Here is a 21062-nt window from a genome sequence, read left to right as displayed (position 1 = left end):
ATTCAAACTTCTGATCCGGGCAGCAACAGGCCTTATGCGATATCAGAGACGGCGGGCCAGGATGACATCTTCGGCATCCTCCAAACTCATGTCGAATACCTTCCTGCCGATGTCAAAGCTGAAGCCGTTGCGAGCGAAGGCCCAAAGCTCTTTGGCCTTTCGCTTTTCGTCAAGCTCGACGCGGCGGAAGGGGCCGAAGGCGCGTTTGCGAGCAAATATTGCCGCGGCGTAGAGATCGTCAGCCTCCTCAAGGGCGGCCTCGACCTTATCGCTGGCGACGCCCTTGGCCGCAAGTTTCCGGGCAATGGCGCGCTTCGATTTGCCGCCGCGCAGCTGGGAACGCGTGCTGATCTCGGCATAGGCGCCATCATCGAGCGCTTTGTTGTCATAGGCGACCCTGACGGCGAAATCGGCAAGGGCTTTGAGTTGCGCCGCGCCGATATCCTCGAACTTCTCCTTCGCCTTACGGGTGATGGCGTCATAGAGCTGCTTTTCCGTCATCATCCGGCGTTCGAGCCGATAGATGGCGGAGTTGCGGGCCCAGCTCAGCATGCGCGGCGTCGGTATATCGGAGGAAACAGTCTCGTCGGTCATATCAAGCGATCAGGCTTCCAGGCCCTCGAGGACATTGGCGACGTTGAGGCCGATTTCCGGCACACCGTAACCGCCCTCCATGCAGGTGACGACAGGCAGGCCGGCGGCGGAGATCATCTCTCCCATGCGAATGAAGTCTTCGGATTTCAGCTGGAAGAAGGAAATCGGGTCGCGCTCGAAAGTATCGACGCCGAGAGCCACGACGATCGCCTCAGCGCCGAAAGCCCTGATGCGGGCGAGCGCATCGGCAAGGGCCGAAGACCAGACCTGCCAGGACGTGTGCGGCGGCATCGGATAGTTCCGATTGCTACCCGTGCCCTGCCCTTCGCCTTCCTCGTCGGCATGGCCGAGGAAATAGGGAAAGGCAAACTGGGGATCGCCATGCAGCGAAGCGGTGAAGACATCGCCTCTGTAATAGAAGAGATCCTGCGTACCATTGCCGTGATGGAAATCGACATCCAGCACGGCGACCTTCTTCGCGCCGTGATCGATGAGCCGCTGGGCCGCGACGCCCGCATTGTTGATGAAGCAATAGCCGCCGAAGAGATCGATGCCGGCATGATGGCCAGGCGGCCGGCAAAGTGCAAAGGCGAAACGGTTGCCGGCATTCAGCCAATCCGCGCCGGTGATCGCGCAACGCATCGAGGCGATCGCCGCTTCATAAGAGCCTTTGGTGATGGAGGTGTCGGCGGCATTGGCGTAATGGCCGATCGCGCCGACGATATTGTCGGGCACACGCTGGCTGGTGCGGCGGACCGGGAAGGAATTGGCGATCGCTTCGCCTTCGAAACCAGCCGCCACCCAGCGATCCCAGACGGTGGCGAGAAAATCGAGATAGGCGGGATCATGCACCTTTCGGGCCGTTTCCAGCCCATGCGCATCCGGCGCCACGACATCAGCAAAACCCGCTTCCTTGACTGCCGCCAGGATCCACTCGGCGCGAAACGGCGCCTCGAAGGGCGTCACCAGCTGGCCCGCATGGAGCTCGGTCCTGGCGTCGCGCAGCTTGTGATCTTCGGAATAGATGACGCGCATTTCCGATTCGCCCCTGATTGAAAATCCAGACTTACATGGGTCGGCCGCGACAAAAAAGCCTGCGCGGCACCCTTGATCGTCAAAGTGAATGACTTCACCCTTCGCGTTGTTTTGAGACCGAAGGAAACTTCCGATGAAAGTGCTGATGGTCGATGTCGACGGCGTGCTCATTCACGGCCGTCCGGCCGACGGGCTGCCCCACTTCACTTACCTCGAGCGCGATCTCGGGCTGCGGCCCGACCTGCTGCAGCAGGAGTTCTTCCAGGTCCACTGGGGTGACATCATCATCGGCCGCGAAGCTCTGGAGCCAAGGCTCGCCGGCGTGCTCGCAAAGATCGCGCCACATCTCAGCGCCTCGGCCCTGATCGACTACTGGTTCGAAAACGATTCCCGGCTCAAGCGCAATCTGCTGGCGGATCTCGCCGCTCTCAGGCGAAGCGGCGTCACCCTCTTCCTGGGGACCAATCAGGAGCACAGGCGAGCGCGTTACCTGATGGAGCAGCTGGGCCTTGACGCCCATTTCGACGACGTCATCTATTCGGCAGCACTCGGATACAGCAAGCCTTCGCTCGACTTCTTCCGTATTGCGGCCGAACGTGCAGGGGTTCTGGCCGCGGAGATCGCCTTCATCGACGATGTGGCGGCGAATGTCGAAACGGCGCGGCGGTTCGGCTGGAACGCGGCGCAATGGACGGCGGGCGCAACGTTGGCCGGCGCCTTTCCCATATTCGCAGGTGGGCATGAGCGGCGCGGGCGCAATCAGGCGAGCCGCTTGTAGAACAAGGTGGTGTCGCAAAAGCCGCCTTCCGGCCACAGCGCATAATCGGGGATGACGCCGACGCGCTGCCAGCCCAAGCGCGGGTAGATCGCCTCGGCATTGCTGCCGGTTGCCGTGTCGAGCACGAGCAGGGTCTTGCCGCGGGCGGCCGCCTCACGTTCGGCGGCTTCCATCAGCAGCCGGGCGAGGCCGCGCCCGCGGGCGGAACGATGCACCAGGAGCTTCTTCAGATCGCCGCGATGCGGCTGGTTCGGCATCTGCGCGGCCCCCACCTGCACCGTGCCGACGATCCGGCCATCGAGTTCGGCGACCAGCAACAGGCTGCCGCCGCCGGCAACCGCATCCACAACGTCCAGCCAATAGCGCTCGGCATCTTCTGGTCCATAGGGCTGCATGAAGCCGACGGAGGCGCCGCCCCTGACGCAATCGGCCAGGACCTCCGAGAGGGCCGGAATGGCAGCGTGGGCCTCCTCGGCAGAAAGGCTGCGAATGTCAGGCATTTTCTTCTCCTGAAATGAAGGTTGTCATCTGCCGCCGCGATCGAGCACGACGCAATAGCGCGCCGGCGCATTGCCAGGATTATGGAAGGAATGGCCCTCGCCGACCGGCATGAACAGGCAATCACCTGGACGCAGCCGATAGACCATCTCACTCGTAGTCATCTCAAGCTCGCCATCGAAGAGCCAGACATGCTGTGTCATGCCATGGGATGCCGCATGCGGTGGGAAGCTGACGCGGGCGCCGGGCGGAAATTCGACTTCGACGATATCGACGACGGAGGCGGTTCCGGGCGCCGACACCGCGCGCCTGAGATAACCGGTTTCCGGATCGCGCCAGACCTGCTGCTCCTGCCGCCGCGCTAGCGGCGAGGCCTGCTGCCCCTCCTCCGCGAAGAAGGCTGACAGCGACAGGCCGAGCGCGGCGCAAACCCTTGCCAGCAGCGAAGCGGTCGGGCTTGCCTCTGCCCGCTCAATGCGCGAGATCATCGCACGGCTGACGCCCGACGCTTCGGCAAGCTCATCCAGCGTCAGGCCCTTTTCCAGCCGCAATGTGCGAATGCGGATGCCGATCGCCTGTTCGAGTTCCTGTTCCATCGCCGATCCATGATTCTACTATAAGAGAAATACATTATCTCATGATGGAATCAAGCCTCCCTCGGGCTTCATCTCGCTTGCCTTCACTCGCTGCCGCCGATATATGGCAGCGGCGCTTGCAGAGCGGAGGACATCATGGACGGCAGCATGCAGAACACCGAAATCACGGGAAGCTTCACGGCCGCCGCCTGGGAGAGGATCAAGCCTCTTATGGCCGAGATCGAGCGATTGCCGCTCTTGGAACGGCTTTCGGACGGCACACTGCCGCCGGAGGTTTTCCGCCACTACATCCTGCAGGACGCAATCTATCTGAAGCATTATGCCCGGTGCCTCGCCGTCGTCGCGGCCAAGGCGCCGGATAATGCGCAGGTGTTGCGTTTCCTCGGTTCGGCGCAGAAGGCCATCACCGTCGAGCAGGGCCTGCATGCCACTTTTCTCTCGCAGTTCGGCATTTCGAGCGCGGATGTGACGGCCGCAGAGCCCTCGCCTTCCTGTTTCGCCTATACGAATTTCCTTCTGGCGACCGCCTATCACAGCTCCTATGCCGTTGCGCTTTCGGCCATCCTGCCCTGCTTCTGGATCTACATGCATGTCGGCGAAGGCATCAAAGGCAGGCCGGCAATCGAAGGCAATGTTTTTCAGGCCTGGATCAACACCTACGGCGATCCGCAATTTGCAGCCGGCGCCCGCGAGGTGATCGCACTGACCGATATCGCCGCCCGCGCAGCATCGGAGACGGAGCGTGCCGACATGATGGACGTTTTCGTGCGCGCCTCGCAATATGAATGGATGTTCTGGGATTCGGCCTGGCGGCTGGAGACCTGGCCAGTCTAAGGCGCCTGCCGCGGACCCGCAAAATAGCGTAAATTCCGGGATAATTACCGCTTTGCGGCAGGGGGCGGCGCTGCTATATGGCGCGCATGAGCACCAATTCGACCACTCCGCTGTCCCATATCCGCAACTTCTCGATCGTGGCCCATATCGACCACGGCAAATCGACGCTGGCCGACCGCCTGATCCAGACGACGGGCGGACTTGCCGAGCGCGAAATGTCCGAGCAAGTGCTCGACAATATGGAGATCGAGCGCGAACGCGGCATCACCATCAAGGCCCAGACTGTGCGCCTGCACTATCAGGCGAACAATGGCGAGAAATATGTTCTCAATCTGATCGACACGCCCGGCCACGTCGACTTCGCCTATGAAGTCTCGCGGTCGCTGTCGGCCTGCGAGGGCTCGCTGCTGGTCGTCGACGCCAGCCAGGGCGTGGAAGCGCAGACGCTCGCCAACGTCTACCAGGCGATCGACAACAACCACGAGCTCGTCACCGTGCTCAACAAGATCGACCTGCCGGCGGCCGAACCCGACCGCATCAAGGAACAGATCGAGGAAGTGATCGGCATCGACGCTTCCGAGGCCGTGCTGATTTCGGCCAAGACCGGCCTCGGCATTCCCGACGTGCTGGAGGCGATCGTCCACAAGCTGCCGGCGCCGAAGAGCGCGGGCGGCGAGAAGGCGCCGCTGAAGGCGCTGCTCGTCGACAGCTGGTACGACACCTATCTCGGCGTCATGGTGCTCGTGCGCATCATCGATGGCGTGCTGACCAAGGGCCAGACGATCCGCATGATGGGCACGGATGCGAAATACCAGGTCGAACGTGTCGGCGTGCTGACGCCAAAGATGGTCAATGTCGACAGCCTCGGCCCCGGCGAGATCGGCTTCATCACCGCCTCGATCAAGGAAGTCGCCGATACACGCGTCGGCGATACGATTACCGAAGACAAGCGCCCGACCGCGGAAGCCCTGCCGGGCTTCAAGCCGGCGCAGCCGGTCGTCTTCTGCGGCCTTTTTCCGGTCGATGCCGCCGATTTCGAAGACCTGCGCGCCGCGATGGGCAAGCTTCGCCTCAATGACGCATCCTTCTCATTCGAGATGGAATCGTCTGCCGCACTTGGTTTCGGCTTCCGCTGCGGCTTCCTCGGCCTGCTGCATCTCGAAATCATCCAGGAGCGCCTGGAACGTGAGTTCGACCTCGACCTCATCGCCACGGCCCCTTCCGTCGTCTATCAGCTGACGATGACCGACGGCAGCGAGCGCGAACTGCACAATCCGGCCGATATGCCCGATGTCGTCAAGATTGCCGAAATCCGCGAGCCCTGGATCAAGGCGACGATCATGACGCCGGATGATTATCTCGGGGGCATTCTCAAGCTCTGCCAGGACCGCCGCGGCATCCAGACCGAGCTGACCTATGTCGGCACCCGGGCAATGGTGACCTATGAACTGCCGCTCAACGAAGTCGTCTTCGACTTCTACGACCGGTTGAAATCGATCTCCAAGGGCTATGCATCCTTCGACTATCACCTCGAAGGCTACCGCGCAGGCAACCTCGTGAAAATGTCGATCCTCGTCAACGGCGAGCCGGTTGATGCACTCTCGATGCTCGTGCATCGCACTGCAGCTGAAAAGCGCGGCCGCGACATGTGCGAACGGCTGAAGGAGCTGATTCCGAAGCACATGTTCAAGATCCCGATCCAGGCGGCGATCGGCGGCAACGTGATTGCCCGCGAAACTATCTCGGCGCTGCGCAAGGACGTGACGGCCAAGTGCTATGGCGGCGACGCCACCCGCAAGCGCAAACTGCTCGACAAGCAGAAGGAAGGCAAGAAGCGCATGCGCCAGTTCGGCAAGGTGGAGATTCCGCAGGAAGCCTTCATCGCCGCGCTCAAAATGGGCGATGAATAACGCTTCTCAATGACGTCTTATGCGCATGTGATTTGCGCATAAGACGAGGAGATCGTTAGGGGTCATCAGGCGCGAAAAGCCGCAAAAGCGATGCCATCATCGGCGCCATGGACTTTCTCCTCCAGGGCTTCTGAGCCTTATCCCCTGTCCATATACGCCTTCACCAGCCCCTCATAAGCGTCCATCTCCGGCAGCGCCGCATAACTATGCACCGCACCCGTCTCGGCAAATGCCAGCTTCTCACTCGTCCATGTCTCGATGAAGGGCGTGAACCAGCTGGGGTTATCGAGCATGGTGACGCGCAGATTGACGAACCAGTCCATGCCTTCCGGCCGGGTGAACATCCAGCTCATGCAGTGCGGACAGAAATAATGCTTGGTGGCGCCGTGCAGGCCGCCGATAACAGGCTCGCCCTTAGTGACCTCGAAGACTTCGCTGGGGATGGCGGCGCTCAGCGAATAGGCGCTCGCGGTCATCTTCTGGCAGCCGGTGCAGTGGCAGGCCATGGTCAGCAGCGGCGGAGCGCTGATCTTCAAGCGCACGCGGCCGCAACGGCAGCCGCCTTCCATAGGCAGATTCGGTGCTGTCATGATATCTCTCCCCTTCCGTCCTCTGATCTAGAGGAGCCGGCGCCATTGTCGAGGGAGCGCGCCGGTGCAAATCTCAAACGCGGTTTATCGGACGCGCGGGATTGCCGACCACCCTTGCGCCCGCCGGCACATCCTTCGTGACGACAGCGCCCGCACCGACGATTGCGCCGTCGCCAATCGTCACGCCGCCGAGAATGATGGTGCCGCCGCCGATCCAGACGTCACTGCCGATTGCGACCGGCCTGGCGATCTCGATTCCCTCACTCCGCAGCGCCGGATCCTTGTGATGCTCGGCGCAATAAATCTGCACGCCCGGCCCGAGCATGGTGCGATCGCCGATCGTCACGCTGCCTGAATCGAGGATGGTGCAGCCGGCATTGAAATAGACGCGCTCGCCGAGAACGATATTGATGCCGTAGGAACAGTGAAACGGCGCTTCAATGAAGACCTCGGGCGCCGCTTCGGCAAAGAGCCTCCTCAGGGCCGGTGCGACAGCGCCGCGCTCGTCCGGCGGTAGGCTATTATGGGCGTGGACGGCGACGCGCGCCTGCCGGCGCAAAATATCGAGCTCATGATCAAGGCAGCAGTACCACTCACCCGCCGCCATCTTTTCGCGTTCGCTTGCCGGCATCGCATTGCTCCTCAAGCGGAGAGCTGCGACGGCAGCCCGACCTCTTGCGGCTCGATCAGCTCGACCCAGGCGCGCGCGATGGCGAGGCCCGCGGCATCGGCGGCAGCGCCGTGTTCTGCCGCGAGGATCGCGTGGTTCTCGAGCCAGCCGGGGGCGATGCGTGCGATCGTATCGGGAAAGTCGGCTTTCCACTCCTCGACGACACGCATGTCGGCCTCGAAATGAAACTGGGTGCCGTAGACGGCGCGGCCAATGCGGAAGGCCTGATTCTCGGCGACAGCGCTGGTCGCGAGACGAACGGCGCCCTCGGGCAGGGAAAACGTGTCGGCATGCCATTCGAAGATGGTGAATTCGCCGCCAACCGCCGAGAGCAGCGGATCGATCCTGCCTTCATCGGTGACGCCGATCCGGTGCCAGCCGAATTCGCGGGCGGTTCCGAGATGGTTGTCGGCGCCATAGGCCCGGGCAAGAATCTGGCTGCCGAGGCAGATGCCGAGCACGGCCTTGCCGGCATCGCCGAAGCGGCGCGCGAGCCGGGCGAGCTCCGGCAGATAGGGATGCGTCTCGTCATCCAGCGCGCTCTGCTCGCCGCCGAGAACGACCAGCGCGTCATGACTGGCTATGTCTGACGGCAGGATGCCATCGCGCCAGACCCGGAACCACTCGATCTCAGCACCCGCCTCGTCGAGCGCCGTGGCAAGCGCGCCGAGGCCGGTGTTGCGCATATTTTCGACGACTGCGACTCGCATAGGTTCTCCCCGGTGGCCGGCAGGAAGAGACCATGGCGAAGAACGGCGCGCAAGATGCTTGCGCATGTGCGATTGCGTCCGCCCGCTGCAAGGGCTTAAATCACGCCAAACGAAAGGAAAACACCATGACCGAAAAAGCCCGCGTCTCGATCCTCTACTGCACCCAGTGCAACTGGCTGCTGCGCGCCGCCTGGATGGCGCAGGAGCTGCTGAGCACCTTTTCCGACAGTCTCGGCGAGGTGGCGCTGATCCCCGGCACCGGCGGCAATTTCGAAATACGCGTCAATGGGGATCTCATCTGGGAGCGTAAGCGCGACGGCGGCTTTCCCGGGCCGAAGGAGCTGAAGCAACGCGTCCGCGACATCATCGAGCCCGGCCGCGATCTCGGCCATGTCGACCGCGTTTCGCACGAAAGCTGACCCAAGCCCGGTCAGCGATAGGGCGAGCGGCAGACCCTGTAGACGCCTTCATAGGTGAGGAAGTGATCCGTCCGCGGATTATAGGAACGGTATTCATTGGTGCACCAGGCGATGTGCTTGTTCATATCTTGTGCCGGCTGCACCTGGCGCACCGGCGGCGGGTCATAGGTCAGCTGCGGCCGCCCCGCCGCGCCCGGCAGATAATAGGTCGGCCCCGCGCCCCGCGGACGATAATTCGGCTGGACATAAGCCGGGCGATGCCATTGCTGGGGCCCAAAACCGAAGCAGCCGCGAAAATCGCAGAGCGTCGATCCCGTGTTGACCGGCCCGAGACCCGGCTTCGGCGAATCAGCGCCAGCGACGGCAGGCGCGAAAACGGCAAGAAGGCCGGCGAGCAGAAGCGTGCGGGCAGCAGGCATGAGGCATTCCTTTCGATATTCTCCCTATATAGGGCGCCCGGAGCGAAGCGCTACGCCTCCCCTCCGGCCGCTCCCTCGCATGTGATCGGCTGTTTTTTGCAGACTGTCAGGAAAACTTCAAAAACCCAGTTGACAGTCACGAGCCACCCCCTTACATCGCTCTCCGTCGCCCAGATGGCGGAATTGGTAGACGCGCAGGTTTCAGGTACCTGTGCCGCGAGGCGTGGAGGTTCGAGTCCTCTTCTGGGCACCATTCCATTCAGAACGTATTGATTACGTTCAACTTCATGATATTGCTAAGTCTTTCGCTCACCCATTGCTACACACGGGTGACACACAGTGCATATCAGAATGGCCAGTCCAATGCGCCGCAAAGGCTCTACCTTTATCCAGTTCAGAAAACGTATTCCGAAGGATGTCATCGATAAGGCTGGCGGCGTAACTCTGGCCATTCCGGTTGGTGATGAAGTCCTCCATATCGTGGTAGGTGACAAGGCAACCGAGATAACTGGATCACTACGGACGCGAGACCCAAGGGAAGCCAAGGAGCGGCAGACCGTCGCCCTGGCTTATCTGGACAGCGCATGGCAATCACTCCGAGAAGGCCCGAAGCGGTTAACCCATAAGCAGATCGCAGCGCTTGCAGGGGAAGCGTACAACGCGCTTGTCGCGACGTTTGAGGATGACCCCGGTTCGTCTGAGACATGGAAGCAAATCATCCAGCTACACGCTAAGGCCCTGTCAGGGGACCATGATGCGCGTGAGAAGTGGTTCGGTCCCACCGTTGACCAGACCTTGGCGAAACATCGACTCATCATAGACAATGACAGCCGTACCGCTCTCATAGATGCAGTGGGTGTGTCGCTGTCGCTGGCGTCGGTACGTCTCGCACAGAATGCAGAAGGCGATTACGGCCCGGACACAATTGCGCCGCGTTACCCACCGCTTGAGCTACCAAAGGAGACCAAGACCACCAAGCCGCTACCGAACGGGTCTCAGACCATAATCGGATTGGCTGAAGGATGGTGGCGTGAGGCCAAGGCGGCAGGCAGGACGGTAAGCACGTACGACGCCTATTCTAGGGCCGCGAGGTTGCTTTCTGAGTTTGTGGGTCATGACGATGCCCGAGCTGTGACCCAAGACGACATCATAGCGTTTAAAGATCACAGGCTTTCCCAAGGCGTCGGTCTCAAGACGATCACAGGTGGCGACCTGCCAGGGATACGGCAGCTATATGCTTGGGGAATGGCCAACCGGAAAGTGAGCCATAACCCTGCCGACGGCGTGAAGGTCGCAAAGGTGAAGAAGAAGCGCGTGAGGAACCCAGAGTTCTCCGACGAGGAAGCAGGGGCGCTCCTTGCACACGCCCTCCACCACAAACGTACAGGCAAAGCCTCTGAGCATTTATCAAATGCCAAAAGATGGGTGCCATGGCTTTGTGCCTACACAGGCGCTCGGGTGGGCGAAATGGTCCAACTTCGAAAACAGGACCTCCGAGCGGAGGCAGGCATATGGATTATCAAAATCACCCCTGAAGCCGGTACTGTAAAGGACGCGGAATTTCGAGAGGTCCCCCTCCACCCACATCTCATCGAACAGGGCTTCCCTGAGTTCATATCCAAGGCGACTGACGGCTATCTCTTCATGAAGGTGTTCGGCGACACTGAGGAGGCCCAGAGAGCCGCCTGGCGCACCACAAAGAACAGAGTCACGGACTTTGCCCGCGAAGTGGTCACAGACCCCGAAGTCCAGCCCAATCACGGCTGGCGGCACAAGTTCCGTACCGTTGCCCGAGAAGCAGGGATCTCAAGGGATATTAGTTTCAGCATCACCGGCCACGACAGCAAGGACGAGGGCGACAAGTACGGCACGGTTACCAACAAGGCAAAAGCGGCGGCTCTTGCGAAATACCCGCGATATGAGGTGAAGCCTCTGGAAAACCCGTAACGTCCTGAAAAGCGCAAGATCGTTGCATCGGTGAGGACAATTTGGTCGCGAAGAAAATGATTGCGAGTGCCTGTTCACGTTCCAAAAAAACGACGCAAAAACTTCAGATGCCATCATTGGGCAAAGCGATGCCGCTTCTCCCCCCGTACCCGGCTGTTGCTCAATGGTGCTGCACGAGGCCGTTCTAGGCAACTGATGTAGCCTGCTGTCGCCGTTTCGACCACCGATGGATATTCGAGGAATTTGGCGGCGGGCTTTTGTCGCCTTTGCTAATTGCTGGCGTCCCCAAAGTAGTCCTCATCGACACCTTGCACTTTGTATGTCTGCCGAATGCGTACCCCGACGCCATGCTGGATCATGAGGCGAGCCAGACGTTGCCCATTGATCAACACTACGCGTTGTTGGACCTTCTGAAGGTATTCGTGTGCGTCCCTTGAGAAGTCGGAAGTCGTGACAAAAACGCCTTTGGATGGTAAGCGTCCGGCGAACGCATTTTCGGGTGTCGAGAGATGGAATCTATAGGCCGCGTTTCATCTCATCGGCCATGATGCGGTCGATTATTTCGGGATCGCACTGTGTGTCGATGAGGAACTCGCGGATACCGCCGTCCCACGTCCTGATGTCGGCGAGTAGGCTTTGAAGTTCTTCGATGCCATTCTCGGTCAGACCCTTCGTGCCGTCTTCACTGCCATCGCCGACGTAAACCAGTTCGCCTTCGGAGATGTTGTCCGAGTTTGCGGTCACTTCTTCGATCAGTTCGAGGTTTTCGCCGATCATGCCGGCGACTTGGCTGAGTGTGTAGATGAACCTCGAGCGCGCCATCAGGCGGCCTCGCATCGAGCTTTTGCCGGCGTCCAGTTCCAAGGCAGGAGGTCTTCAATTCGGTCTTCGGGGTGATCCTGGATCCGGGTCAGGACATCCGTCAGATAGACCTCTGGATTATGGCCTTGCAGTTTGACCGTCTCGATGATGGTGAGGATGTTGGCGATGCGCTCGCCGCCCTTGTCCGAGCCGGCAAACAGCCAGTTCTTCCTTCCAATTCCAAGCGGACGCATGGCTCGTTCAGCGATGTTGTTGTCGATTTCGACACGGCCATCGTCGATGTAGACGCTTAAGGCTGCCCATCGCGACAGGGCATATCGCATCGCCTCGGCCAGCCTCTGCTTCTGAGGCAAAGTCGAGAGTGTCGCCTCGATCCAGGCCTTGAGTTCGTCCAGAACAGGCCGGGCATGGTGTTGGCGCAGGGTGCGCCGCTCGTCAGCCGACATGCCTCGGATACGGTTCTCGATATCGTAGAGAGCGCCGATGCGTGACAGCGCTTCCTCAGCGATCGGAGACGGCTTGAGCTTTATCACATCATGGAACTTGCGGCGCACATGCGCCATGCAGGCGGCTTCAATGATCTGGTTGCCATAGAGCTTCTTGTAACCCCCGTAGCCGTCGGCATGCATGACGCCGCTGAAGCTTGCCAGGTGATCAGCCGGATGTGCGCCCCTGCGGTCGGGGCTGTAGTAATAGGCAATGGCTGCGGGAGTGGCGGATTGATAGCCACTGCCGTCAAAGATGTAGACCCAGACCCTGCCGGTTTTTGTCTTGCCCCGCCCGGGGTCGAGAACATCGACCGGGGTATCGTCCGTATGTATTCGGTCGAGTGCGGCGATATGGGCCCTGATTAACAGGACAAGTGGTGTCAGCAATGCAGATACCCGGCCGACCCAGTCGGCCATTACGGATCGGGAGATGTCTATCCCCAACCGGTCGTACATCTCTGACAGGCGGTAAAGGGGAATGTGATCGTCGAATTTGGCGATCATGATGTGGGCGAGCAGCCCCGGCCCGGGTTTGCCGCGCTCGATCGGCAAGGTCGGCATCTCGCCAGCCACTGTCGTATCGCATTCCCTGCAGATCATGCGCTTCTCGACATGCCGGACAATCTTGACCGACGCCGGCACGTGCTCCAGCACCTGGACCACTCTGTCGGCCGCCTTCAGGAACGAAGTGCCACCGCAGGTCGGGCAATTGCAGGGAGCTGCATAGACCAGTTCTTCGGTGGTGAGATCATCGGGTAGAGGCTTGCGCTTCGGCTTCTCGGATGCGTCGTCCAACTCCGGCAGAGGCGGTTTCCCGGAGCGCTGTTCAGCCTCGGCCCGGGAGGCCTCGATCTCCTCCAACATCAGCTCGAATTGCTCGATCTTCCTGTCGATCTTTTCCGAAGACGCGCCATGTTGCCGATGTCGGAGAAGCTCCAGTTGCGCGCGAAGAAGCCCGATTATGGAGTCTCGCTTGATGACCTCGGCTTCCTGGCTCTCAAGTTTTGCCGCCTGTTCCGCGACGAGTGCGCGCAAAGTATTGAGCTCGTCCTGACTGTCCAGCGGCGCTGTTTCCATATCCGCGAAACTAGCCGATTTGCCTCTGACGCACCAGCGTTAAGCTTCCCATGCCCCTGCAAAATATAGCTTTTATCCCGTTCGGCCGGGAGCGGAAGTCCACGCCGGGCGTCGCCAATCGATCCCCTCAACGAGCATCGAAAGCTGCGCCTGCGTCAGGTGCGCTACACCCTCTTTCGCCGTCGGCCAGGGAAAGTATCCGCGCTCCAAAATCTTGTAGAACAGACAGAACCCCTGGCCATCCCACCAAAGCAGCTTGATCCGGTCCGCGCGTTTTCCGCGAAAGCCGAAGATTGCGCCCGAGCCCGGTGCCTCCCTCACGACCGTCTCGACCAGCGCGGACAGACCATCAATGCCACGCCGCATATCGGTCACTCCGCAGGCCAGATAGACCCTCACATTCCCCGATGGGCCGATCATACCGCCTCCACGCAAGCGACGAGCGGGCCAAGCAGCTTCAACTCAACGTCAACCGCAACCTTCAAGCTCCGACCGTTTCGAAGCAAGATCTCAACGATCGTCGGCCTTGTTGATGCGGTAGACGGCTGGCTTACGCCAACCTCCTCCGTGATTTCCACCGGGAGGAACACCGTCGGCCGATCGGCATAGTTGAATGATTGCCGCCACAAGCGGATCTGGCCCGGATGAATGTCGTGCCGGCGCGCCACATCGCCAATGCGAGCACCGGGCTCATCAGCTTCCGCAAGTATCCTCAGCTTCGCCTCGTCCGACCAACGCCGTCTGCGCTCGGTACCGGACATGATCTCTATGCGAGCCATGAAACCTCTTCGTTCTGGTATTAATGTCAGCACTAATGCTGGTTCTAATGCCAGAACATCGCCTGATTTGGCCGATCAGCAAAAACAGCTCACCGTACGCTCACTTTGGATGCGCTTTCTCCATTCAATGATCCGATGAAGCGCTGGAGATCGGGGCGACCAATTCTGTTGTCGGGTGCGTATCGCTTCGCCTGAACATAGACAGCATCCAACCCAAGCGCGTCCTCATGGATGAGCCGTCAATTCCGCCGTCTCCGGTCACCTTAGTCATCAGGCTGTTTGCGTCGTCGCCACCTCCGTAGCCCATTGCAACCAACAAATCGAGTATTACCCGTTCGAAACGCCGTGGAGGGAGCTGGTAAAGCAACGACAGAAGATCATCTCGCAACGCAGCGTCAAGCAAACCCGAAGCGGCTTCCATCGCGTCCTCTGGTGTCTGCCGTTCGTCTATCGGTGCTACGTCGATTGGTGTTTGGTTCAGCGCCGGCGCGACGCTATTATCGCCGTGCAACTCACTATGGTCAGTTTGGCGAGACTGTTCGATCCACGCAGTGAAGCCAGGAAACTGGGAAAGCGTTTCGTTGTCTATTCTCTCGGGATTGGTCGCCAGCACCATACGCCCGCCTTCGGTAATGACATGCTGATTCCGCTTTGGCGACATTAGAAGGCCGGCTTTGGAAAGATAGGTGCGAGCCCAGTGTGCGCGGCTTTGCAGAATTGTTACGCGGCCACTGGGTATGAGTTGTGCGGCTTCTTCATCGGAGATGCCGAATTGTCTTTGGAGGACGGGGACACATGCGGCAACATTGGGCTTTCCTTCAGCAAACAAGCGAAGGACCGGGAGCATCAAGGTTTCGTAGTCAGGAATAGCCATCGCAATTTCTTCTCTGTTCGAACCCTTTGATGAGTGCAGAAGGGTGTTGGCTCAACCTATTGTGTCAGATCCGGGGCGTATAGCGGGGAAGGTCTCTTAGGGGCTGCCTCAAAATGTATAGCTGAGAGACGAATTGCGAGCGGCTTGGGTTGACAGAGTCTCTCACATGTCTCAGAGAGAGACTCTCTGAAACTCTTAGACATGCGAGACGCAATCATGACCATCGTAGCCTACGCTCGCGTTTCCTCCACCGGACAATCCCTCGACGTACAACTTGAGAAGCTGGCGGCCTTGAAGCCTACCAAGATCTTTCAGGAGAAGAAGTCTGGCGTCGACCGGCAGCGTGAGGAATTGAAGAAGGCGATCGACTATTGCCGCGAGGGTGACGTGTTCGTCGTGACGAAGATCGACCGCCTTGCCAGGTCGACCCGGGACCTTTTGAACATCATAGAGGAGCTTGCCGCCAAGGGAGTCGAGTTCAAGGTTATGGACCAGAGCGTGGACACGACCTCATCCACCGGAAAGCTAACCCTTCAAATCTTGGCGAGCGTAGCCGAGTTCGAGAACAGCATCAGGAAGGAGCGGCAGGCCGACGGGATCAAGAAAGCGCAGGCGGACGGCAAGCAGTTCGGACGGCACCCTAAGATGACTCAAGAGACCATAGCGACCATCAGGGAACTGAAAGCTGCCAGTATGTCCGTAAAAGACATTATGGCGAAGACGGGCATGTCGAAGGCGTCTGTCTATCGGGCACTCGACCTCTCCGGCGGGACCATAGCGGAATAGGTATACCCCTAGCACGACGAGAGTGACCGGCAGTAATCTAAGGGGTTCTCGTTGAATGGGGCCCACCAGCACAACGGGTTGTCCCCTAGCACGGCCAGGGGCCCCAGGGGATTACCTACTACACCAAGATAGGTTGCCCCCTAGCTCGATAGGTGGTCCACTAGCGGAATAGGTGCCCCTACCACGATGTGTCGCTCCCGAGCGATAGGTTGCCGACTAGCACAATAGGTACGACACTAGCACCGCCAAGTCGGGTTAGTGGAATAACCCACCGCCCAGCACGACCGTGTCCAATTCCGAATAAGCCACCTTTGAAAAAAGGTGACCATTGGGCGCTCCTGGTAGTACGGCCTTCCCTAGCACCAACCGAATTTCACACGCGAGCGCTCGCCTGTCAGACCTGCCTCCTCATCGGGCGAGACTGGCTGGAGCGCTTTCGTGTGCAATTCCATGCACAGAACTGGCGGAAATCCCGAGACCATGTGTCTTGGAATCGGTGCCATCGGGGCCCGAGCAAAGGCTGCCAGACTCGCGAAAAACCGCAGCCAATCAACGAAACACCAATGAGGATGAATGAATGACTTGCAATGCACGAAAGAGATCCGCGAAGGCCATAGCGTCAAGGCAACGGCTCCAGCGCAGCATCATTGCGGCAGCAATCGAGGCCGCCGATAAGGAAGACCGTAAGGCTCGAGCGCGAACTGCCACCCATGCCAACGAACTTGACAGGAACGAACGATGACCGGGGAGACGGTTGTCCTCGAACTGGCGGCGCTCGTCATGTTGCAGGAGAATCAAATCAGGGAGAAGACCGACCGGCACACAGTGCGGCGCTATGCCGAGCAGATGGCTGGTGGCGCAAAGTTTCCGCCGGTCAAGGTAACGCTGACCGACCCGACTAATGAAACCAAGGGCTACACTCTGGTCGACGGCTGGCACCGCGTCGAGGCAACGAAGGTGAACGGCGGCGGGACCATCGTGGCCGATGTTGTGGCGGCGAGACCTGAGGAGATTGCATGGTTCGCTGTGGTGGCGAACAGGGCTCATGGGCTTCAACTGAAACTTACCAGAGAGGTTCGAAGGGGCGTCTTCCGGGCGTACGTCCGTGCGGGGAAGCATCGCACCGGAAGGGGCAGGAAGGTGAAGGCGGTGAGTGAAATGGCCCAAGATCTGACCGGGATCGTGTCGAGGCGGCAGATACCATCATGGATGGCCGCTGATTTCCCGGCGATCTACAAGGCAATGAATGGCAACGGTCTTGAAGGGCAGGACCTTGGTGGACATAAAGAGCGTGACATGGACGAGGAATATGCCAAAGCTGCTCAAGCAGCGTTAAACGAGTTCTCTGCTTGCATGCGTGCGATGAATGACAATCGGAAAGCCCGCAGGGTGTTGACGACAGCGTCTGCGCATGTGCTTGAACTGGCTGCAGCCGTCACAGGTAAGCGAGAGTGGCCAAGGGCTGCCGTCGTGACAGCTGACGACTTCTGACAAAAAGCCATTAGATTTCAGCGGCTTATCTCGAAAATTGGCAATTGCCACTGTCTATGTACGGGCTGACCCCTTAAACCCCTGCAGCGCACGGGCTGTAGCGATTTCGCCTCGATATTCGAACTGCAAACGAGCGACACCCCGAGGGCTCGGAGCTATCCGGGCCCCCTCCAGTTCGTCCTACTTGATAGAAAATTCAGACGTATCCAACTCAAACTCCTCCTCGATCCCGAGCTTTTTCATAATTGCGGGCAAGACTTGGTGGATAGCCCGCATTCCACATAGGAGTTCGTTCATGTAGACGTCGGGATGAAGACGTGAAGAGTTCAACCCGAAGCTCTCCCTCTCCGCGTCATCACGAAGGTCCTCGCCAGATGAATGTATCATGGTCAGCAACTCCGCTCTTAACGGAACGCCGGCTCGAAACGCCTTGTCCTTCACGATGTTCAACCATCCTTCGAAGGCGTTCTTAGTCCGCAGCGCGAACTCATGGGCCTTCGGAGCAAAGCGCGGGTCGACCTCGACCTTAGTGGCAGCCAGATCAATGAGGCACGCAGGGATGTTTTCTGCAGGAGTATTCATGAGATCAAGCTCATCATCGAACATTAGCTCGCTCACGTATGCCGAATAGAACCCCCAAACGTTAGTGAGTGACGTGTAGATATCGTGGATCAACGATGAGTAGGGGTTTGCTTCGAACCTACTCCAGTTCTCATCAATTTGGTTCGTCCAACTCTCATCGTCATCACCGTCATCATCATTGGTAACGGCTATCTCGTAATCGAAATCTAAGTCTCCAGGGAACCTTGGCGGGATCGCTACTCCCATCTCCTTGAGAACCTGGAAGGTCTGCCATCCCAGTAGGCCCATAGGATCATCAAGGGGCTCAGTGTCGTATCCGGTTTCGGCACTCAACTGTGCATGGTTAGCTAGATAGTGCAGAAGTTTTTCCCATTTGAGGGCGTCCTCCAGAGATCCGGCCGACCGGACAAATGAAGGGTCTTTATCGCCAATCCTCGCAAGTTTGCGCAACCGCTCGTTCATTTCGGTCGACATGTGGTCGCCCTTCTTCCACTTGCTCACTTGTGTTGGCGAGACCCCGAGACGCATTGCGAGTTCCTTTTGCGAGCACGACTGGGCCTCCAAAGCGAGTTCGACTAGAGCTTCATTCTCCATGGGTGAATCCTACTTTTAGAGTTTAGTTTACGATAACCACCATTTAGTAAATTCTTATCTGGAATTCAGTGTTCCCACAAGAGAAATCAGTAAATTCACTTTAGGGGTCGCGGTGTTCGTACACGGGAATGATTGGAATCCGCTGTCGACATTACGACCACGCGGCCAAGTGCCGATCTCGTGAGCGCAAGACTTCAGCCAACAAGGGGGCTTCGCGGCGAAATTAATCAAACAGTGATTTCATCATGAAAGTCCGATTGACGAACGTCGGTGCTTAAGCAAATCTGCTCGAATAAAGGGTGAGGGACTCATGAGCACAATCGAAGAAAGCCTACGCGCCATTTCGGAGCGTGTAAGATCGCATTCCAGCACGATGGCAACTGAGGAGGCGGTAAAGACTGCGGTCGTGCTCCCGTTCCTTCGAGCCCTCGGATACGACGTCTTCGACCCCACAGAGGTTGTGCCGGAGTTCACTGCCGACGCGGTCGGAAAAAAGGGCGAGAAAGTCGATTACGCAATTAAGATCGACAAAGAGATTCGTATCCTCATCGAATGCAAGCCGATATCTGTGGCGCTCGACAAGAAACACCTGGATCAACTCTACCGTTATTTCAGCGTCACCAATGCAAAGTTTGCAATCCTCACCAATGGTCGCACGTTCAACTTCTACACGGACCTTGAAGCGCCGAACAAACTGGACACAAGGCCCTTCTTCGTCTTTGACGTGACGGACTTCAATGCTGGGATCGTGTCTGAGCTACGGAAGTTTGAGAAAGCAGCGTTCGATGTGGCGGCCATTTTGGCTACGGCCGAACGATTGAAGTACACATCCGGCATCAAGCAGGTGATCTCCAAGCTGATAGAGGATCCGACGGACGAGTTTGTCCGCATCGCTTCGGGAGGCGTCTACGAGGGCCGTATAACAGCTCAGGTGAAGGAGATGCTCACTGGCGTGGTGCGCACCGCGTTTCGTGAAGTGATCATGGATACTGTAAAGAGTCGGCTCTCCAGCGCTCTGGCTGACACCGAGGAGGTAATAGAGAAGATCGATACGCCCGTCGAGGAGGAGCCGGATGTTGTCACGACCGACGACGAGCGCGAAGGATACATGATCGTCAAGGCGATTGTACGGGATACCATTAGCCCCAAGCGTGTTGTGATGCGAGACCAGAAGTCCTACTGCGGCATCCTTATCGACAACAACAACCGGAAGCCACTCGCGCGGCTTTGGTTCAATCGATCAGTCAAGTACATCGGCCTATTCGATGGAGATAGCGAAGAGCGGCTGATCGTCGACAGCCTCGACCAAATCTATGACTATAGCGATCGTTTGCGAGCAACAGCCAAGAAGTACACCGATCAGTAAGCGCAACGAACTCCAACGAAACGAGAGGGTTGCGCCGGCCCCACACGACTGCTACACACGGCGTCGTTCACGAGCGAAATAATTAAGCAAAATCAATGGTGAGGTAGGCATGGAGCCCGGTCCTCTTCTGGGCACATTTCCTTTTGATCTTTGCCGAGATCAAATATTCAGATCTTTCCAAAATTACACACTTGGCTCTGTTGTCAGAGGCCATTGACGTGCTTGTCTGAATACCGGTTCCAAGAGCGGCGCAGGTTGCCGGCCTCTCACGCCGCCATGTGGGGTGTCGTCTTCCCGCTATCCGATATGACAGACAAAGCCGTAATGCCGGCTTCCCTGGCGGCGCGAAGAAGCAATTCCCTCAATTCCTCCATCCCGGCCTCTCCCGCGATGGCATCGTCGCAAGCCTTCACGGCCGCGACATATTCCTCTCCATCGTCGAACGGCCAATCCATTATCAGAACTTCGGCTGCGTCCCGGAGCGTCTTGACGACCCTTCGCCGACCGCCAAGAAAGAGGACAAGAGGTGCAAAATTCGGCGATGCGTTCCATTGCATGACACTTTCTCCCCAAAGGTTAGAATATTAGTAATGATGCAAGAAGCATGCCGGGGAGCGGGAGGCGCGTTCGCTGCCCGATAGAGCAGCGCGCCATGAATGATCTTGGCAAGAGATGAAATGAGCGGGGCGGACGCGGTTCCATTGTACAGCGCATGGGCTGCGGAAAACTCAGCCGCGTCTTCCGACCTCGCGCAAGCTCCGGCGTCCACGTCTTAACCTGCAACTGACCATCGATCCACACCGCCGCTTGGTACGATTCTCACCGCACCGGCTGGTAATGGCCGCGGAGCGGAACCTTTTCGCCCATGGTGACGAAGCCGTCGCGGTCGCAGACATACATCAGCGTCGGCATGCCGCCGGAGCGGAAGATTTCGTCATAGCGGCGGCGGAGCTGGACGGTCTCGGTGCGGCAATTATAGGATTCCTCTTCCTTCTTGTCCGGCTGCGCCTTGACGCCGGGAAGGCCCTTGTAGGGGTAGAGGGGTTGAACAGTCGAATCCACGGATTTCGTCCAGTCGACAGCGAAGGCTGACGCCGGGGCGAGGCTGGAAAGGACGCCGAACGATATCAGAAGCACCATCAACAGCCGCATGGGAATTCTCCTGCCGGCGACAAACCGCTTCTACCGCATGTAGGAAAACCA

23 protein-coding genes, 1 tRNA gene and 2 pseudogenes are annotated in these 21062 nt (G+C 58.8%); 9 read left to right on the top strand and 17 right to left on the bottom strand.

The features are described from left to right. Positions 1 to 42: 42 nt before the first annotated feature. Positions 43 to 594, bottom strand: a complete 552-nt coding sequence (recX, locus tag RHE_RS01285; protein ID WP_011423639.1) for a recombination regulator RecX — start codon at positions 592 to 594, stop codon at positions 43 to 45. Between the two features lie 9 nt (positions 595 to 603). Further along, on the bottom strand, positions 604 to 1629 hold the full coding sequence (locus tag RHE_RS01280) for a histone deacetylase family protein (protein ID WP_011423638.1): 1026 nt from the start codon (positions 1627 to 1629) through the stop codon (positions 604 to 606). 133 nt (positions 1630 to 1762) lie between these two features. On the opposite strand from RHE_RS01280, the gene RHE_RS01275 reads away from it, so the two are divergent. Continuing rightward, positions 1763 to 2407, top strand: a complete 645-nt coding sequence (locus RHE_RS01275) for an HAD family hydrolase (protein WP_011423637.1) — start codon at positions 1763 to 1765, stop codon at positions 2405 to 2407. Here RHE_RS01275 and RHE_RS01270 read toward each other — a convergent pair. Further along, positions 2389 to 2907, bottom strand: a complete 519-nt coding sequence (locus tag RHE_RS01270; RefSeq protein WP_011423636.1) for a GNAT family N-acetyltransferase — start codon at positions 2905 to 2907, stop codon at positions 2389 to 2391. The two genes, RHE_RS01275 and RHE_RS01270, sit on opposite strands and share 19 nt — an antisense overlap. A gap of 24 nt (positions 2908 to 2931) precedes the next feature. Then, positions 2932 to 3501, bottom strand: coding sequence for a helix-turn-helix domain-containing protein (locus tag RHE_RS01265; protein WP_011423635.1), 570 nt, complete (start codon positions 3499 to 3501; stop codon positions 2932 to 2934). Between the two features lie 135 nt (positions 3502 to 3636). On the opposite strand from RHE_RS01265, the gene tenA reads away from it, so the two are divergent. Together tenA and lepA are read left to right on the top strand one after the other, a co-directional pair. Next, positions 3637 to 4335 (top strand): thiaminase II, encoded by a 699-nt coding sequence (tenA, locus tag RHE_RS01260; protein ID WP_011423634.1) that lies wholly within the window; start codon positions 3637 to 3639, stop codon positions 4333 to 4335. 77 nt (positions 4336 to 4412) lie between these two features. Continuing rightward, on the top strand, positions 4413 to 6245 hold the full coding sequence (gene lepA, locus RHE_RS01255; protein ID WP_011423633.1) for a translation elongation factor 4: 1833 nt from the start codon (positions 4413 to 4415) through the stop codon (positions 6243 to 6245). A 137-nt stretch (positions 6246 to 6382) separates the two neighbouring features. Here lepA and RHE_RS01250 read toward each other — a convergent pair whose 3' ends face one another. The 3 genes from RHE_RS01250 to RHE_RS01240 form a co-directional block, all read right to left on the bottom strand. Continuing rightward, entirely contained in the window at positions 6383 to 6835 is a 453-nt protein-coding gene (locus RHE_RS01250) for a GFA family protein (RefSeq protein WP_011423632.1), read from the bottom strand. A 73-nt stretch (positions 6836 to 6908) separates the two neighbouring features. Further along, the gene (locus tag RHE_RS01245; RefSeq protein ID WP_011423631.1) at positions 6909 to 7466 is read right to left on the bottom strand and encodes a sugar O-acetyltransferase; all 558 of its coding nucleotides are present in this window, start codon (positions 7464 to 7466) and stop codon (positions 6909 to 6911) included. 11 nt (positions 7467 to 7477) lie between these two features. Next, complete coding sequence (locus tag RHE_RS01240; protein ID WP_011423630.1) at positions 7478 to 8215, bottom strand: type 1 glutamine amidotransferase; 738 nt, start codon at positions 8213 to 8215, stop codon at positions 7478 to 7480. Between the two features lie 125 nt (positions 8216 to 8340). On the opposite strand from RHE_RS01240, the gene RHE_RS01235 reads away from it, so the two are divergent. Then, a complete protein-coding gene (locus RHE_RS01235; protein ID WP_011423629.1) occupies positions 8341 to 8634 on the top strand; it encodes a SelT/SelW/SelH family protein in 294 nt (97 codons plus the stop codon). 11 nt (positions 8635 to 8645) lie between these two features. Here the strand turns inward: RHE_RS01235 and RHE_RS01230 are convergent, their stop codons facing one another. Beyond that, positions 8646 to 9053, bottom strand: a complete 408-nt coding sequence (locus RHE_RS01230; protein ID WP_011423628.1) for a BA14K family protein — start codon at positions 9051 to 9053, stop codon at positions 8646 to 8648. Between the two features lie 168 nt (positions 9054 to 9221). Between RHE_RS01230 and RHE_RS01225 the strand changes: the two genes are divergently transcribed. Continuing rightward, positions 9222 to 9306 (top strand) — tRNA-Leu (locus RHE_RS01225). A 110-nt stretch (positions 9307 to 9416) separates the two neighbouring features. Then, the gene (locus tag RHE_RS01220; protein WP_011423627.1) at positions 9417 to 11000 is read left to right on the top strand and encodes a tyrosine-type recombinase/integrase; all 1584 of its coding nucleotides are present in this window, start codon (positions 9417 to 9419) and stop codon (positions 10998 to 11000) included. 269 nt (positions 11001 to 11269) lie between these two features. Here the strand turns inward: RHE_RS01220 and RHE_RS31350 are convergent. The 6 genes and pseudogenes from RHE_RS31350 to RHE_RS01195 form a co-directional block, all read right to left on the bottom strand. Beyond that, a pseudogene (locus RHE_RS31350) lies at positions 11270 to 11422 on the bottom strand (restriction endonuclease); the annotation flags it as partial. Positions 11423 to 11516: 94 nt separating this feature from the next. Then, positions 11517 to 11822 carry a hypothetical protein gene (locus RHE_RS34950; RefSeq protein WP_009996984.1) on the bottom strand — a complete coding sequence of 102 codons (306 nt, stop codon included), beginning with the start codon at positions 11820 to 11822 and terminating at the stop codon, positions 11517 to 11519. Continuing rightward, positions 11822 to 13387: an IS66-like element ISRel19 family transposase gene (locus RHE_RS01210; RefSeq protein WP_009996985.1), complete on the bottom strand. Its 1566-nt coding sequence runs from the start codon at positions 13385 to 13387 to the stop codon at positions 11822 to 11824. The genes RHE_RS34950 and RHE_RS01210 overlap by 1 nt, the downstream gene beginning before the upstream one ends. Positions 13388 to 13459: 72 nt before the next feature. Beyond that, the gene (tnpB, locus tag RHE_RS01205) at positions 13460 to 13807 is read right to left on the bottom strand and encodes an IS66 family insertion sequence element accessory protein TnpB (RefSeq protein WP_009996986.1); all 348 of its coding nucleotides are present in this window, start codon (positions 13805 to 13807) and stop codon (positions 13460 to 13462) included. Then, positions 13804 to 14166 (bottom strand): IS66-like element accessory protein TnpA, encoded by a 363-nt coding sequence (gene tnpA / locus RHE_RS01200; RefSeq protein WP_009996987.1) that lies wholly within the window; start codon positions 14164 to 14166, stop codon positions 13804 to 13806. The genes tnpB and tnpA overlap by 4 nt, the downstream gene beginning before the upstream one ends. An 89-nt stretch (positions 14167 to 14255) precedes the next feature. Further along, positions 14256 to 15013, bottom strand: a pseudogene (locus tag RHE_RS01195) (winged helix-turn-helix domain-containing protein). A gap of 243 nt (positions 15014 to 15256) precedes the next feature. On the opposite strand from RHE_RS01195, the gene RHE_RS01190 reads away from it, so the two are divergent. Next, complete coding sequence (locus RHE_RS01190; protein WP_011423625.1) at positions 15257 to 15826, top strand: recombinase family protein; 570 nt, start codon at positions 15257 to 15259, stop codon at positions 15824 to 15826. Positions 15827 to 16564: 738 nt separating this feature from the next. Beyond that, positions 16565 to 17317, top strand: coding sequence for a hypothetical protein (locus RHE_RS01185; RefSeq protein ID WP_042117737.1), 753 nt, complete (start codon positions 16565 to 16567; stop codon positions 17315 to 17317). Between the two features lie 180 nt (positions 17318 to 17497). Here RHE_RS01185 and RHE_RS01180 read toward each other — a convergent pair whose 3' ends face one another. Further along, complete coding sequence (locus RHE_RS01180; protein ID WP_042117735.1) at positions 17498 to 18493, bottom strand: helix-turn-helix domain-containing protein; 996 nt, start codon at positions 18491 to 18493, stop codon at positions 17498 to 17500. 310 nt (positions 18494 to 18803) lie between these two features. On the opposite strand from RHE_RS01180, the gene RHE_RS01175 reads away from it, so the two are divergent. Then, positions 18804 to 19859: a type I restriction endonuclease gene (locus tag RHE_RS01175; RefSeq protein ID WP_011423622.1), complete on the top strand. Its 1056-nt coding sequence runs from the start codon at positions 18804 to 18806 to the stop codon at positions 19857 to 19859. A 266-nt stretch (positions 19860 to 20125) separates the two neighbouring features. Here RHE_RS01175 and RHE_RS01170 read toward each other — a convergent pair whose 3' ends face one another. After that, positions 20126 to 20416 carry a DUF982 domain-containing protein gene (locus RHE_RS01170; RefSeq protein ID WP_042117732.1) on the bottom strand — a complete coding sequence of 97 codons (291 nt, stop codon included), beginning with the start codon at positions 20414 to 20416 and terminating at the stop codon, positions 20126 to 20128. 262 nt (positions 20417 to 20678) lie between these two features. Beyond that, entirely contained in the window at positions 20679 to 21011 is a 333-nt protein-coding gene (locus tag RHE_RS01165) for a hypothetical protein (RefSeq protein WP_011423620.1), read from the bottom strand. Positions 21012 to 21062: the final 51 nt, after the last annotated feature.

The sequence above is a fragment of the Rhizobium etli CFN 42 genome (assembly GCF_000092045.1).
GTDB classification, from domain to species: domain Bacteria; phylum Pseudomonadota; class Alphaproteobacteria; order Rhizobiales; family Rhizobiaceae; genus Rhizobium; species Rhizobium etli.
The sequence above is the reverse complement of the archived record's forward strand: the minus strand, read 5'-3'. Positions and strand labels throughout refer to the sequence as shown.

Coding starts and splice junctions, on each gene's coding strand:
- lepA (WP_011423633.1), top strand. CDS start 4,413: ATGGCGCGCATGAGCACCAATTCGACCACTCCGCTGTCCCATATCCGC.
- RHE_RS01170 (WP_042117732.1), bottom strand. CDS start 20,416: ATGCAATGGAACGCATCGCCGAATTTTGCACCTCTTGTCCTCTTTCTT.
- tenA (WP_011423634.1), top strand. CDS start 3,637: ATGGACGGCAGCATGCAGAACACCGAAATCACGGGAAGCTTCACGGCC.
- RHE_RS01275 (WP_011423637.1), top strand. CDS start 1,763: ATGAAAGTGCTGATGGTCGATGTCGACGGCGTGCTCATTCACGGCCGT.
- RHE_RS01175 (WP_011423622.1), top strand. CDS start 18,804: ATGAGCACAATCGAAGAAAGCCTACGCGCCATTTCGGAGCGTGTAAGA.
- RHE_RS01230 (WP_011423628.1), bottom strand. CDS start 9,053: ATGCCTGCTGCCCGCACGCTTCTGCTCGCCGGCCTTCTTGCCGTTTTC.
- tnpA (WP_009996987.1), bottom strand. CDS start 14,166: ATGGCTCGCATAGAGATCATGTCCGGTACCGAGCGCAGACGGCGTTGG.
- RHE_RS01265 (WP_011423635.1), bottom strand. CDS start 3,501: ATGGAACAGGAACTCGAACAGGCGATCGGCATCCGCATTCGCACATTG.
- recX (WP_011423639.1), bottom strand. CDS start 594: ATGACCGACGAGACTGTTTCCTCCGATATACCGACGCCGCGCATGCTG.
- tnpB (WP_009996986.1), bottom strand. CDS start 13,807: ATGATCGGCCCATCGGGGAATGTGAGGGTCTATCTGGCCTGCGGAGTG.
- RHE_RS01210 (WP_009996985.1), bottom strand. CDS start 13,387: ATGGAAACAGCGCCGCTGGACAGTCAGGACGAGCTCAATACTTTGCGC.
- RHE_RS01240 (WP_011423630.1), bottom strand. CDS start 8,215: ATGCGAGTCGCAGTCGTCGAAAATATGCGCAACACCGGCCTCGGCGCG.
- RHE_RS01190 (WP_011423625.1), top strand. CDS start 15,257: ATGACCATCGTAGCCTACGCTCGCGTTTCCTCCACCGGACAATCCCTC.
- RHE_RS34950 (WP_009996984.1), bottom strand. CDS start 11,822: ATGGCGCGCTCGAGGTTCATCTACACACTCAGCCAAGTCGCCGGCATG.
- RHE_RS01165 (WP_011423620.1), bottom strand. CDS start 21,011: ATGCGGCTGTTGATGGTGCTTCTGATATCGTTCGGCGTCCTTTCCAGC.
- RHE_RS01250 (WP_011423632.1), bottom strand. CDS start 6,835: ATGACAGCACCGAATCTGCCTATGGAAGGCGGCTGCCGTTGCGGCCGC.
- RHE_RS01270 (WP_011423636.1), bottom strand. CDS start 2,907: ATGCCTGACATTCGCAGCCTTTCTGCCGAGGAGGCCCACGCTGCCATT.
- RHE_RS01180 (WP_042117735.1), bottom strand. CDS start 18,493: ATGGAGAATGAAGCTCTAGTCGAACTCGCTTTGGAGGCCCAGTCGTGC.
- RHE_RS01280 (WP_011423638.1), bottom strand. CDS start 1,629: ATGCGCGTCATCTATTCCGAAGATCACAAGCTGCGCGACGCCAGGACC.
- RHE_RS01245 (WP_011423631.1), bottom strand. CDS start 7,466: ATGCCGGCAAGCGAACGCGAAAAGATGGCGGCGGGTGAGTGGTACTGC.
- RHE_RS01220 (WP_011423627.1), top strand. CDS start 9,417: ATGCGCCGCAAAGGCTCTACCTTTATCCAGTTCAGAAAACGTATTCCG.
- RHE_RS01185 (WP_042117737.1), top strand. CDS start 16,565: ATGACCGGGGAGACGGTTGTCCTCGAACTGGCGGCGCTCGTCATGTTG.
- RHE_RS01235 (WP_011423629.1), top strand. CDS start 8,341: ATGACCGAAAAAGCCCGCGTCTCGATCCTCTACTGCACCCAGTGCAAC.